The organism is Bradyrhizobium sp. 613_E4_N2_2 (genome assembly GCF_052075995.1).
Lineage (GTDB): Bacteria > Pseudomonadota > Alphaproteobacteria > Rhizobiales > Xanthobacteraceae > Bradyrhizobium > Bradyrhizobium barranii.
This window is the reverse complement of the sequence record NZ_CP197234.1, coordinates 1,330,211-1,342,609: the sequence shown is the minus strand read 5'-3', so window position 1 is coordinate 1,342,609 and position 12,399 is coordinate 1,330,211. Positions and strand designations below refer to the sequence as shown.

Annotated in this window: 16 protein-coding genes; 6 read left to right on the top strand and 10 right to left on the bottom strand. The window is 64.2% G+C overall.

Annotated elements, in window-relative coordinates; genetic code table 11:
• Window positions 1–155: 155 nt before the first annotated feature.
• The 5 genes from AB7290_RS06305 to AB7290_RS06285 all read right to left on the bottom strand — a co-directional run bounded on the left by AB7290_RS06305 (window position 156) and on the right by AB7290_RS06285 (window position 3,037).
• On the bottom strand, window positions 156–641 hold the full coding sequence (locus AB7290_RS06305) for a DUF2852 domain-containing protein (protein ID WP_028152211.1): 486 nt from the start codon (window positions 639–641) through the stop codon (window positions 156–158).
• Between the two features lie 120 nt (window positions 642–761).
• Entirely contained in the window at window positions 762–1,502 is a 741-nt protein-coding gene (locus AB7290_RS06300; RefSeq protein WP_085401837.1) for a TetR/AcrR family transcriptional regulator, read from the bottom strand.
• 170 nt (window positions 1,503–1,672) lie between these two features.
• Window positions 1,673–2,035, bottom strand: coding sequence for a YciI family protein (locus AB7290_RS06295; protein ID WP_063981089.1), 363 nt, complete (start codon window positions 2,033–2,035; stop codon window positions 1,673–1,675).
• A gap of 65 nt (window positions 2,036–2,100) precedes the next feature.
• The gene (locus tag AB7290_RS06290) at window positions 2,101–2,505 is read right to left on the bottom strand and encodes a YciI family protein (protein WP_028152208.1); all 405 of its coding nucleotides are present in this window, start codon (window positions 2,503–2,505) and stop codon (window positions 2,101–2,103) included.
• A gap of 166 nt (window positions 2,506–2,671) precedes the next feature.
• Window positions 2,672–3,037, bottom strand: coding sequence for a nuclear transport factor 2 family protein (locus AB7290_RS06285; protein WP_085401836.1), 366 nt, complete (start codon window positions 3,035–3,037; stop codon window positions 2,672–2,674).
• 319 nt (window positions 3,038–3,356) lie between these two features.
• On the opposite strand from AB7290_RS06285, the gene AB7290_RS06280 reads away from it, so the two are divergent.
• The gene (locus AB7290_RS06280) at window positions 3,357–5,024 is read left to right on the top strand and encodes a methyl-accepting chemotaxis protein (protein ID WP_085401835.1); all 1,668 of its coding nucleotides are present in this window, start codon (window positions 3,357–3,359) and stop codon (window positions 5,022–5,024) included.
• 93 nt (window positions 5,025–5,117) lie between these two features.
• Here AB7290_RS06280 and AB7290_RS06275 read toward each other — a convergent pair whose 3' ends face one another.
• Window positions 5,118–5,495 carry a cupin domain-containing protein gene (locus AB7290_RS06275; RefSeq protein ID WP_085401834.1) on the bottom strand — a complete coding sequence of 126 codons (378 nt, stop codon included), beginning with the start codon at window positions 5,493–5,495 and terminating at the stop codon, window positions 5,118–5,120.
• Between the two features lie 89 nt (window positions 5,496–5,584).
• On the opposite strand from AB7290_RS06275, the gene AB7290_RS06270 reads away from it, so the two are divergent.
• The 4 genes from AB7290_RS06270 to AB7290_RS06255 all read left to right on the top strand — a co-directional run bounded on the left by AB7290_RS06270 (window position 5,585) and on the right by AB7290_RS06255 (window position 8,355).
• Complete coding sequence (locus AB7290_RS06270) at window positions 5,585–6,373, top strand: SDR family NAD(P)-dependent oxidoreductase (RefSeq protein WP_085401833.1); 789 nt, start codon at window positions 5,585–5,587, stop codon at window positions 6,371–6,373.
• 130 nt (window positions 6,374–6,503) lie between these two features.
• A complete protein-coding gene (locus AB7290_RS06265) occupies window positions 6,504–6,932 on the top strand; it encodes a hypothetical protein (protein ID WP_425364317.1) in 429 nt (142 codons plus the stop codon).
• A gap of 287 nt (window positions 6,933–7,219) precedes the next feature.
• The gene (locus AB7290_RS06260) at window positions 7,220–7,564 is read left to right on the top strand and encodes a hypothetical protein (protein WP_063986089.1); all 345 of its coding nucleotides are present in this window, start codon (window positions 7,220–7,222) and stop codon (window positions 7,562–7,564) included.
• 428 nt (window positions 7,565–7,992) lie between these two features.
• The gene (locus AB7290_RS06255; protein WP_085401831.1) at window positions 7,993–8,355 is read left to right on the top strand and encodes a hypothetical protein; all 363 of its coding nucleotides are present in this window, start codon (window positions 7,993–7,995) and stop codon (window positions 8,353–8,355) included.
• 112 nt (window positions 8,356–8,467) lie between these two features.
• Here the strand turns inward: AB7290_RS06255 and AB7290_RS06250 are convergent, their stop codons facing one another.
• The 4 genes from AB7290_RS06250 to AB7290_RS06235 all read right to left on the bottom strand — a co-directional run bounded on the left by AB7290_RS06250 (window position 8,468) and on the right by AB7290_RS06235 (window position 11,226).
• Window positions 8,468–8,881 carry a VOC family protein gene (locus AB7290_RS06250; RefSeq protein ID WP_028161093.1) on the bottom strand — a complete coding sequence of 138 codons (414 nt, stop codon included), beginning with the start codon at window positions 8,879–8,881 and terminating at the stop codon, window positions 8,468–8,470.
• A gap of 62 nt (window positions 8,882–8,943) precedes the next feature.
• Window positions 8,944–9,480 carry an SRPBCC family protein gene (locus AB7290_RS06245; RefSeq protein WP_085401830.1) on the bottom strand — a complete coding sequence of 179 codons (537 nt, stop codon included), beginning with the start codon at window positions 9,478–9,480 and terminating at the stop codon, window positions 8,944–8,946.
• A gap of 79 nt (window positions 9,481–9,559) precedes the next feature.
• Window positions 9,560–10,861 carry an RNA polymerase sigma factor gene (locus tag AB7290_RS06240; protein WP_085401829.1) on the bottom strand — a complete coding sequence of 434 codons (1,302 nt, stop codon included), beginning with the start codon at window positions 10,859–10,861 and terminating at the stop codon, window positions 9,560–9,562.
• Window positions 10,858–11,226, bottom strand: a complete 369-nt coding sequence (locus tag AB7290_RS06235; protein WP_063981079.1) for a YciI family protein — start codon at window positions 11,224–11,226, stop codon at window positions 10,858–10,860. The genes AB7290_RS06240 and AB7290_RS06235 overlap by 4 nt, the downstream gene beginning before the upstream one ends.
• A 141-nt stretch (window positions 11,227–11,367) precedes the next feature.
• Between AB7290_RS06235 and AB7290_RS06230 the strand changes: the two genes are divergently transcribed.
• Window positions 11,368–12,333 carry a 2-hydroxyacid dehydrogenase gene (locus AB7290_RS06230; protein ID WP_085401828.1) on the top strand — a complete coding sequence of 322 codons (966 nt, stop codon included), beginning with the start codon at window positions 11,368–11,370 and terminating at the stop codon, window positions 12,331–12,333.
• Window positions 12,334–12,399 lie beyond the last annotated feature (66 nt).

Below are 12,399 nucleotides of genomic sequence, written 5' to 3'. Positions count from 1 at the left end.
AGTCTTGGTGTCGGATCGTCGGCGGTTGGTTCGGGTCCCCAAAAACCAAACCGCCCGCCTGCGGGTTGCGCAGGCGGGCGGCTCGGGGCCATCAGGACTTTGGGGGCATGCGCCTGAAGGCTTTGAGAGGCAGACCTCGGATCAGCCGTTTTAGATCAGCCCTGCGGCTGGTCGGTCGGCGGCGGGGTCGGACGCGTCTTGTGCTGCGCCATGAACTGGTCGAACTCTTCCTTGTCCTTGGCGTGACGCAGACGGTCGAGGAAGTTCCTGAACTCGACCTGCTCTTCCTCAAGCCGCTGCAACGTCTCGGTGCGGTATTCGTCGAAGGCACGGTTGCCGCTCGAGGGCGGGCCGAAGCCGAAGCCGAAACCACGGCGCTCCATGCGGCCGCGCATGCGGTCCATCTTGTACTGCATCCGCTCCATCTTGTTCTGCCAGCGATCCTGATGGCTCCAGCAACCCATTTTTCTGCTCCCGAGTGTGAAAAAGAGAAGGGCAAGTCCGATCGGCCACCAGATGATGAAGCCGAGGATGGTCACGGCGATCCAGCCGGGATGCCAGGGCGTATCGAGCATGTGGGGGCGCTCATAGCGTTCGTCAGAGGAACCGCGCCATCGATTGACATCAGCGGTGTAGGCCATTTCCATCTCCATCACGGCACCAGCGCCGTTGTGAATGTAAATAACATTTACATAGCTAGACCATCCCGCGATTTTGTCAAGCCGGCCGCCTGACAGGGTCGCCGAATTATTTGCGCAATTTTATTTCGGCTTGCCCCAGGGGCCGCCGGGCGGCAGGCCAGAACCGGAGGATGCCTCCGGTGGCACCGGCGGCGGCTCGGTGCTTCTCGCCGGCGGACGGCGGTCGGTCGGGAAGCCGAGGCCGCGGAGATAGATCAGCACCTCGGCTTCGAGCAGGTCATCCGGCGACATCGGCAGTTTTCGCCGCGCGGCGTCGCCGCGTGAGAACAGCGAGGCCACGCCATGCGCCATCGACCAGATGTGCAGCGCCATCATCATGGCCGGTGGCCGCGGCGTGCCGGGCGGCGCCAACGCCGCAAGCCGTTCGGCGGCGGCGCGAATGATGTTGAAGGCGCGTTCACTGGCAGCCTGCAGGGCCGGATTTGAATCGACCGGCACGCCTGATTCGAACATCGCGTTGTAGAAGGCAGGCTCTTCGCGGGCAAAGGCGAGATAGGCCTTGCCGACGCGCTCGAACGCCGAGACCGTATCCGGGCGCCCGTCGTCCCAGGCCGCGGTCAGGCGCTGCTCGAACTGCTCGAAGCCGCGCTGCGCGATCGAGGACAGCAACTCCTCGCGGTCGCGGAAATGCCGGTAGGGCGCCGCTGCGCTGACGCCAGCCATGCGCGCGGCATCGGCAAAGGTGAAGCCGGCCGCGCCCTTCTCGGCGATCAGCCCGAGGGCAGCCTGCAACAGGGCTTCCTTCAGATTGCCGTGGTGATAGCCGCGCTCGGTGCGGCCCTGGTCCTTACGCCAGCTCATGTGAACAGCTTTTACATGAGCCGGGCGTGAAGTCACTAGCGCAGGCCGGATTTGATTAACCGGCCAACTCGTCATTCCGGGGGCGGCTCGACCCGGGGCTGCTCGACGAGCCGAACCCGGAATCTCGAGATTTCCGGGCTCGCGTGTGCGCGCCCCCGGAATGACACGGCCTAGCCGCCGGGAATCGGCAGCACCGGCATGATCTCGACGCGTTCGCCGGGGAAGATCGCGAAGTGCGGGTGGTTCTCGAACATCTTGGCTGCGGCCTCATGGGACGCGGCGCGAACCACGGTGAAGGCGCCCATCTCGTTGGCGATGTCGGCGACGCCCTTGCCGTCGACCTTCTTGGTCTTGCCGAGAGGGCCGCCCATGGCCTGGATCGCGCCTTGATGCTTCTCGACCCAGCCTTTCCAGGCCGCCATGCCCTCCTGCTCCTTCGCCTTCCGCGCGGTCTCGGACATCGCGTTCCATGCGGCCCATTGCGGGCTGGTCTTGCTGCCGAGGAAAACGGCGAGATAGGTATCGGTGCTCATTGGTTCTCTCCTTTGTTGATGGATGATGGATTGACGAGCCGCGAGTTGATCCGCGGCCGTCTCGGCTACGTCTTCAGATCGTCGAAACCGGCGGCGGCTGCCTGCACCTCCGGCGGAAAGTCGGCCATCTCCTGTACCTGCCGGATCTCGATGACTTCATTGGCGGAGGCCGGGCACTTCTTCGCCCAGGCGATCGCCTCCTCGCGCGAGGCAACCTCGATCATCCAGTAGCCGCCAAGGACTTCCTTGGCTTCGGCGAAGGGGCCGTCGGTCACGATGGGCTCGCCGGTCGCGAACGAGACGCGCGCGCCCATCGACGGCGGGTGCAGGCCGTCGAGCGTAATCAGCACGCCGGCATCCTTCAGCGCCTCGTTGTAGCGCATCATCGCGGCGACGCGTTCGGGATCGAGTTGCACGTCCGGCGGCGCGGTCTCGTAGCCGAGCGGAATCATCAGCATCATGAATCGCATGAGCAGTCCTTGTTTGCTTTGTCGTTTCGGGTTTGCGCGGCGCGGCGCCACCCCCGGAAGGACGGGAGCGGCGGCCCGGGCCGCCCACCCTTACCTCTAAGACGAACCAACCTTTACGGAACCGACAGGGTGATGAAAATTATTCCGGAGGTCATTGCGCCGACCGCTAGCGCGGCTGTGGCAGGAAACGCCCATCCTTTCGGGCAGCGCCGAAATAGACGTCGATGCGGCGGACCTTGCCACCCGAAAAGGTGAAGAACTCCGTGTTGCGAAAGCTCCTGCCATCTTTCGCCAGACAGAGATAGGTGACGAAGGCCTCGTCGCCCCGGACGAAAACCCGCTCGATGTCGTGCCGCGCGATCCAGCCGGTGTCCTTCCAGCAGCGCTCGAAATAGGCCGCCTTGTCGAGGTCGTCGTCGAACGGACTGGTGAAGCGGAAATCGTCGGCCAATGCGTCGGCGACCCGTTGCCGGTCGTTGCCGAGATAGGCTGCGAAGAGGTCTCGAATCAGGCGCTCGCGGTCGTCAGGCATTGATGGTCTCCGCAGAGAAGATCCTCTTGAAGACGATGCACGAACGCGTGCCCCGACATCGCTTGCCGAATTTCAACAGAGACGATGCGAAAATATCGCGAGGCGGGTCCGTACGATTACGGACCGACTATGTCCACCGCCGTGCATATAGGACAAGAATCTTCGAAAGCAGAACAACATGGCCGGCGCACGCGGAACTACGGAGACCGCGCAACTTGCTGCAAGGGTTTACAGTTGATCAACGCGTGCATGCAACTTTTTCGGGAAGGCCAATTGCAGCTGGGCCGACGCATAGTTGAACCATTCCGGGGATCTTCAAGTGTTCAATTTCAACAGCAAGGCCAGGATCCAGCACGCGCTCGCGGAAGTCGACGCCCTCGATCGCTCGCAGGCCGTCATCGAATTCGATCTCGATGGCACCATCCTCGATGCCAACGAGAACCTTCTGAAGATGAGCGGCTATTCGCTCGCCGAGATCAAGGGCAAGCATCACAGCATCTTCGTCAGCCCGGCCGAACGCGAGAGCGCCCGCTACCGCGACTTCTGGGCCAGCCTGAACCGCGGCGAATTCCAGACCACGCAATACAAGCGCTTCGGCAAGAACGGCAAGGAAGTCTGGGTTCATGCCTCCTACGCCCCGTTGCTGGACAAGAACGGCAAGGTGGTCAGCTTCATCAAGTTCGCCACCGACATCACGGCGTACAAGATCAAGACCATGGAAGACTCCGGCAAGATCGCCGCGATCAACCGCGCGCAGGCCGTGATCGAGTTCAACATGGACGGCACCATCGTCACCGCCAACGAGAACTTCCTGGGCGCGATGGGCTATTCGCTCGACGAGATCAGGGGCAAGCATCACAGCATGTTCGTGACGCCCGAGGACCGCGCGAGTTCGGCCTATGCCGCGTTCTGGGCCAGGCTGAACCGCGGCGAGTTCGAGGCGGCCGAGTACAAGCGGCTCGGCAAGGGGGCTAAGGAGATCTGGATACTCGCGACCTACAACCCGATCCTCGACGAGACCGGCAAGCCGTTCAAGGTGGTGAAGTTCGCAACCGACATCACCGCGCAGAAGATGAAGGCCGCCGACAATGACGGCCAGCTCGCTGCGATCCAGAAGTCGCAGGCGGTGATCGAGTTCAACATGGACGGCACGATCCGCACCGCCAACGAGAATTTTCTCAAGGCGGTGGGCTATTCGCTGGCCGAGATCAAGGGCCAGCACCATTCCATGTTCGTCGAGCCGAGCGAGAGGAATTCGGCGGCCTACCGCCATTTCTGGGAGATGCTCAACCGCGGCGAATACCAGGCCGCCGAATACAGGCGGATCGCCAAGGGCGGCCGCGAGATCTGGATCCAGGCGTCCTACAATCCGATTCTGGACCTCAACGGAAAACCTTACAAGGTGGTGAAATACGCCACCGACATCACCGCGCAGGCGATCGGCCGCAAGAAGGCCGACAATGCGCGCGGGCTGATCGAGGCGGTCGCGGCCGGCAGCGAGCAGATGAGCGCCTCGATCCGCGAGATCTCCGCGACCATGGCGAAATCGCGCGAGACCTCCAAGGTCGCGACCACCAGGGTCGAGTCCGCGGACGGTCAGGCTCAGAAGTTGACTGCAGCGGCCCAGGCCATGAGCGGCATCGTCGAGATGATTTCGGGCATCACCAGTCAGATCAACCTGCTTGCGCTCAACGCCACGATCGAATCGGCGCGGGCGGGCGAAGCGGGCCGCGGCTTTGCCGTCGTCGCCTCCGAGGTGAAGAACCTCGCCAGCCAGGCCAAGCAGGCCACCGACACGATTACCTCCGAAATCGACGCGCTGAACACCATCTCGGGCGACGTTGCGAGCTCGCTCACCGCGATCAAGGCCGCGATCGCCGGCGTCAACGAGTTCATCGCCTCCACCGCGGCCGCGGTCGAGGAGCAGAGCATCGTGACCTCCGACATGTCGTCGAACATGCAGCGCGCATCGGCGGAGCTGGCGTAAGCTCTCGCTTTATCACGATCCCCGTCATCCTTCGAGGGCCGCTGAAGAAGCGGCCACCCTGGGGTGACGGTGAGAGAGACCGACGCCCTTACCCTACCGCTCCCAGCGTCGCGTCGCTTCACTCGCCCCTTCCGGCAGCATCTCGAAGACCGGCGAGGCCAACACCGCATGCACATGCAGCATGGTCGCTCCCGAATTGCGAAAACCGTGCTTGCGGCCGGCGGGAACCAGCAGCACCTGTCCGGCCGTCATCGTGATACGCCGGGCTTCGACCCACATCTCCGCCTCGCCCGCCCGCACGGTGAGCACCTCCTCGACCGTGTGGCTGTGCGTCGGCGCGCCGGCGCCGGGATCGACCCATTGCTCGAAGATGCAGAGCGCGGTCGCGCCGTTGCGCGCGGATGTGACCATGCGGGTCTTCACACCTGGCCGCCATTCCTCGAGCGGGATCGTGCTGGGATCGATGAGCATGGCCTGGAGCCCTTCTTGCCGGGACGAAAGCGAAGTAAAAGGAGCCGGCGCTCGTGCGCGCCCCTTTCGAACACAGGACAGATTAGCAAATGCCGCAGGCCCCACAAAACGTCGCCCTCGTCACCGGAGCCGCGCGAGGTATCGGGCTGGCGACGGCCAAGAAATTCCTGGCCGAAGGGTGGCGCGTCGCGCTGCTCGATATCGAGGGGGAGCTGCAGGCAGGCGCGACGGCGGCCCTGAAGAATCCCGATAACACGCTGGCAATCACCTGCGACGTGTCCGATGCAGCCGCCGTAGGAGCTGCAATGGTGGCGGTCATGAGCCGCTTCGGTCGGCTCGATGCTCTCGTCAACAACGCCGGCGTCGCCGTGTTCGCGCCAGTGCTGGAGACCAGCGACGCCGACTGGAACAGGATCATGGCGGTCAATCTCACCGGCCCGTTCCTGTGCACCAAGGCGGCCGCGCCGCTGATGCGCGAGCAAGGCGGCGGCGCCATCGTCAACGTCACCTCGATCTCGGCGGTGCGCGCCTCGACCCTGCGTTCGGCCTATGGCACCAGCAAGGCGGGCCTTGCGCACCTGACCAAGCAGCTCGCGGTCGAGCTCGCCTCGCTCAACATCCGCGTCAACGCAGTCGCGCCGGGGCCGGTCGACACCGCGATGGCGAAGCAGGTGCACAGCAGGGAGATCCGCGCCGACTATCACGACGCCATTCCGCTCAACCGCTACGGCCTGGAGGAGGAACTCGCCGAAGCGATCTATTTCCTGTGCTCGGAACGATCGAGCTACATCACCGGCCAAATTTTGGCCGTCGATGGCGGCTTCGATGCGGCTGGCATCGGCCTGCCGACGCTGCGCGGCGAACGGCGGAACGGGTGAACGTCGTAGGGTGGGCAAAGGCGCGCAAGCGCCGCGCCCACCTTCCCTCCAGATTTGCGATGCCATTGGTGGGCGCGCTACGCTTTGCCCACCCTACGGGATCGAGTTAGTGGAGTGCTCCATGCGACGCATGTTCTTTGTGGGTGCCTGGATGCTCGCATCTGCGCTCTTTACCACCACCCCCGCCATGGCCGAAATCCGCATCATCCAGTCGCCGGGCGGAGAGGTCGGGCCGTTCCTCGACCTGTTCGAGCAGGTGCGCGAGAGCGGCGAGCGCGTGGTGATCGACGGTCCGTGCCTGTCCGCCTGCACGCTGGTGCTCAGCATCGTGCCGGGCGAGCGCATCTGCGTCACCAAGCGCGCGGTACTCGGCTTCCACGCGGCGCGTTCGGTCGACCGGCGCGGGCGCTTTTATGCCGAGCCCGAAGCCTCCGACGCGGTGCTGCAGGCCTATCCCGGCCCGGTGCGCGACTGGATCAGCCGGCACGGTGGCCTCTCGTCCAGATTGCTTTTGCTGAAGGGCCGCGACCTTGCGGCGATTTATCCGCGCTGCCGCTGAGCAACAGGCGGCCGCCAGCGATGCGACCGGGTTGCATCCGCCGCTGTCCGGCGATTAGGCAGTTTTGCAAAATTCCGACGATCCGGACACGAATCCGCTCAACCGCTTGGCAATGCCTGCCCAATTTACCCGGTTTGCGGCCTTTCCCGACCGTCTATGATGGTCCCGTCCAGATTGAGGCCGCTCGGGTCACGATGGCTGCAGGGCCGTCATAATCGCAGCAATGGTCACAGACTAGGATGGTTCCGCTTTTTCAAGATTACTCATTTTCAAACCGGTCGCAGGCCGTGCAGCCCATCGATTTTCACTACCGCCTGTCGGACCAGGGACGCATTGTCCTTGGCCAGTTGAGCTCCCAGGAAACCGTCGAATTCGAATTGCTGTCGCGGCGCCACCGCGAGGGCCTGATGGACCTGCCGTCCGAGCTGCGGCTGCTCGAGCTCTATGTGAAATATATCGGCTCGGGCGCAGAGGCTGCGCTCGCGCCGTCGGAGCTCGCATGGCAGGCGAGCGAGCCACTCCAGCGGCGGAGACCGCCGCGTGCGCGAACGGCGCGGCCGCGCAACTACATCCTCTCGATGATCGTGATCGCGAGCGTCAGCTTCACGCTCATCGCGTTGCTGGTGAGCTAGCAGGCAAGCGCGACGGCGAAATTGCGCCGGTCACGCATTTCGTCGGGCCTAGTAAAGCCTCTGGATGGTCTGCGCCAATTCCAAGGTCGCGCAGATGAGCATACCCCAAAGTGCAAAATTGATTTGTAGCGCCGCTGCCATCGGTCGCTCCCTTCCCAAGTTACGCCCACCCCAGTTTGTAGAATTTATGAAGAAATTATTAGCGATTCTGTCGTGGAGTTTACAGCCTAATATTTCGCCAGTTGTTGTGCGATGCGATCCGCATGATTTCACGAAGCGGCCTCACTGCTCTCGCAATGTGATGCGAGAGCACGATTCCATATTGGGCCATGGCGGCCACGTCGTTTCCCTTAGGTTCCATTTAACCGGCGCGATGCAAGGCTCCGCATGCGGAGTTTGCGTGTCGCGTACCGCACCAAGGGTCCGGCATGCTGCGTCACGGCTTCGTCTTGCTCACTTTTTGCGCAGCGCTCCTCGGATGCGCGGCGGCGTCGGCGCAGGAGCGCCGACCGATCGCATGGGACGGCCTCGGCCGGGATCCGAACCAGGCCCCTCACCGCTCCTCTGTCACAAAGCGGCGCGCCGCGAACCCGGCGCCTGCGCAGGACAATCCCAATCAGGAGCGGGAAAGAGTGCTCGGCACGTTGCGCCCGTTCTCCGAGGCGTGGTGGGTGGTCCATGACGAAATCGAGGCGGAGAACGACAGGCAGCTTGGCACGAAACTCGTGATCTGCCCTCGCTGCGTTGAATCGCCGCCGCCAAGCGATGACGCGACCGGATCGCTCCGGTGAGCGAGCACGCGGCGATCAGCCGTGTGACATGACGACGGCATGAGTGACAGTGACCCACTCCCGTAACAACGGGAGTGGGATCGCGGCTTGGCGTGTCAGGCCGACGCGCCCGTCACATGCCCTCGGCCGGGCAGTTCACCATCCAGGGAATGCCGAACTTGTCGACGCACATGCCAAAGCCCTTGGCCCAGAACGTCTTGCTGAAGGGCATGGTGACGGTGCCGCCGTCGGCGAGCGCGTTGAACTTGCGTTCGCCATCCGCGGGGTCCGTGACCGTGAGCGAGACCGAAAAGCCCTGGGCTTTCTGAAAATGCTCGGGTGGCGCGTCGGAGGCCATCAGCACGCTGCCGTCGGGCAGCGACATCCGCGCATGCATGATCATCTTCTCGCGGCCGGGCGCGGCGGGCATGTCCGGCGGCGCTTCCGATGAGCGCATCATGGCGTCGATCTTGCCGCCCAGAACCTTGGCATAGAAGTTGAACGCCGCTTCGCAGGTGTCCTGATAGAACAGATAGGCATTGATCATCGTTTCTCTCCTCTTCGTTTTCTTGTCGGTTCCTTGGCTGCTCCTTGGGGCAGCAAGCCTTGCTACTTCTCGGTGAGCTTCTTCAGGCTGGCGAGGCCGGCCTCGAAGTCCTTGCCGATCATGTTGTCCATATTGATGAACACCTGCATCACCTTGGACATGAACGGCGCCGGACCGTACATCGCCCATGTGACCAGTGTGGCATCGCCTTGCGGCACAAAGGTGAACTCGGCGGTGTTGTGGCCTTCGAACGGGCGCTCGAAATCGAGCTTGATCCGAAGCTTCGACGGCGTGCTTGCCTCGAGGATCTCCATATGCCCGGCGCCGACATTATTGTTGCCGTCCCAGGCATAGGTCGCGCCCTTGCCTGACGCGGTTCTGCCGAAGGTCCGCTTCATGCCGGGGTCGCGATCCTCATAGGGCGACCAGCTCATCCAGAAATGGAAATCGGCAACGTGCGGATAAATCGCATCGGCCGGCGCCTTCACGGCGAGCGAGCGCTCGACGCGGAACGTGTCGGGTTTTGTCAAGGCGAAGACGAGGACCGCGGCTATGCCGACGACGAGCACGACGGCGATGATGGCAATGGCTTTCAGCATGAGTGGGCTCCCTGGATATGGAATTAAGACGAAGGGGAACGGCGGGAGCCGACAATTGGCGGGACGAAATTTTTGGCCGTCACTTTGCCTTTGCGCCCTGCCTGGCGCCGCCATTGGCGCCCTTCGGCTGGCTGTCCCGGATCAGGCGATCAATATGCATGCGGATATGGGCGGCTTCCGCCGAAGTATTGGCGAGTGCGATGGCGTGGTCGAAGGCGATGCGGGCTTCGTCGTTACGGCCGAGCTGCATCAGGAAGGCACCACGCACGCCGTGGAAATGAAAGTAGTTGGCGAGTTTCGGCGCCAGCGGCTCGATCAGCTCGAGCGCCGCTTGCGGCCCGCGCACCTTGGAGACCGCAACCGCCCGGTTGAGCGTCACCACCGGCGAAGGCTGCATCAGTTCGAGCGCGCCGTAGAGCAGGTCGATCTGCGTCCAGTCGGTTTCCTCGGGCGTCGACGCGCGCGCATGCAGCGCGGCGATCGCGGCCTGGACCTGATAGGGGCCGCTGCGGCGATGGCGCATCGCCTTGTCGATCAGCGCCAGGCCTTCCGCGATCATGTTGCCGTTCCACAGCGTACGATCCTGGTCGTCGAGCAGGATCACCGCGCCGTCCGCGGCAAAGCGCGCGGCGCTGCGCGCATGCTGCAACAGCAGCAGCGCCGCGAGCCCCATGATCTCCGGCTCGCTCTGGAACAGCCGCAGCAGCAACCGCGCCAGCCGGATCGCTTCCTCGCACAGCGGCTTTCGGATCTCCGCCGTGTCGCCGCTGGCCGAATAGCCTTCGTTGAAGATCAGGTAGATCATTGCGGCAACGCCGGCGAGCCGCTCGGAGCGTTCGACCGCGCCAGGCGTTTCGAACGGCGCCCCGGCCTCGGCGACCTTCGCCTTGGCACGGGTGATGCGCTGCTCCATCGCCGCTTCCGAGACCAGGAAGGCGCGCGCGATCTGTTTCACGGTGAGACCGGAGACGATGCGCAGCGCCAGCGCGATCTGCTGCGTCGCCGGCAGCTGCGGATGGCAGCAGATGAACATCAAACGCAGGATGTCGTCGCGGTAGTGCGAACCGTCGAGCCGCTCGGCGAGCGCGCCCTCGGCGTCGTCGAGATCGGAGATGGCCTGGTCGTCCTCGGGCAGCGGCTGCTGTTTGCGGGCGCGACGGACCTCGTCGATGGCGACGTTGCGGCCGACCATGATCAGCCAGGCCGCGGGATCGCGCGGCGGCCCGTTCTGCGGCCAGGTCTTGAGCGCGCGCAGGCAGGCGTTCTGGAAGGCCTCTTCGGCGGTGTCGAGATCGCGGAAATAGCGCAGCAGCGCGCCGACCGCCTGGGGTCGCGCCGAGGTCAGCGCGGTCTCGATCCAGGCGGTGTCGGCCTCGCTCACGTCGAAATTCCTCCGGGCCGGAATACGCCGACGGGGCGCACCTCATAGGCGCCGCCGGGATTGGCCGCGCCGAGGTCGCGCGCGACGTCGAGGGCCTCGTCGAGGTTCTTGCAATCGACGATGTAGAAGCCGAGCAATTGCTCCTTGGTCTCCGCATAGGGGCCGTCGAGCACCAGCGGCGGGTCTTCCTTGCGCAGCGTCGCCGCCGCCGTGGTCGGCAACAGCCGCGCCACCGGACCGAGCCGGCCCTGCTGTGTGAGCTTGTCCTGCACCACGGCGAGCTTCTTCATCACGGCCTCGTCCTGGTCCTTGCTCCAGGAGCCGACGAAGTCCTCGTCGTGATAGCAGAGGATCGCATAAAGCATGGGCAGCACCTTCCTGAACGCTTGTTTTTAAGACGATCCAATATGCCCCGCCCCGACAGGGCTGCGGAAAAAATTTGCGAGAAAAATCCATCGGATCGTGCCAAGGAGGGTTTTCAAAACGGAACCGACGAGGCACTTCGAATGAGCATGGGCACACTGGCCGTCCTGATCAACAGCACGCAGCAGAACTGGCTGCCGGAGCGCTGGAAGGCCCGGTTCGACGCGGTCTGCGGCGGCCGCCGCGTGGTGCTGCTGCCCGACGCCGGGCTCGATCCGGCCGAGGTGCACTATGCCGCGGTGTGGAAGCCGGTGCCGGGCGACCTCAGCTCTTTCCCCAATCTGCGTGCGATCTTCAATCTGGGCGCCGGCGTCGACGCGCTGATGGCCGACAAGAGCCTGCCCGACGTGCCGCTGGTGCGCGTCGCCGTGCCTGATCTCACCAATCGCATGACCGAATATGTCGTGCTGCACGTGCTGATGCACCACCGCCAGGAGCTGTACTTGCGGGACTCGCAGCGCGCAAAACGCTGGGAGCCGCAATATCAGTGGCCGGCGAGCGCCGTCACCGTCGGCGTGATGGGGCTTGGCACGCTGGGTGCCGATGCCGCCGACGTGCTGCGCCGGCTCGGCTTCCGCGTTGCCGGCTGGAGCCGCAGCCCGCGCACGATCGAGGGCGTCGAATGCTTCCATGGCGCCGCGCAGATCGATGCATTCCTGCGCAAGACCGACATCCTGGTCTGCCTGTTGCCGCTGACGCCTGATACGCACGGCATCCTCAACCGCGACGTCTTCACCAAGCTCAACCGCAGCAGCCCGCTCGGCGCGCCCGTGCTGATCAATGCGGGTCGCGGCGGCTTGCAGAACGAGGCCGACATCCTGGCCTGCCTCGACGACGGCACGCTTGGCGCGGCCTCGCTCGACGTTTTCGTGCAGGAGCCGCAGCCTGCGGACAGCCGGTTCTGGACCCACCCCAAGGTGCTGCTGACCCCGCACAACGCGGCCGACACCGACGCGGATGCAATCTCGGCCTATGTCGCCGAGCAAATCGCAAAGTTCGAGGCCGGCGGTGCGCTGGAGAACGTGGTGGACCGGGCACGGGGATATTAGACGCTTCGGCAGGCTGAGAGAGGCACGCATGCGCCCCACCCTCGCTGTCGTCCCCGCGTACGCGGG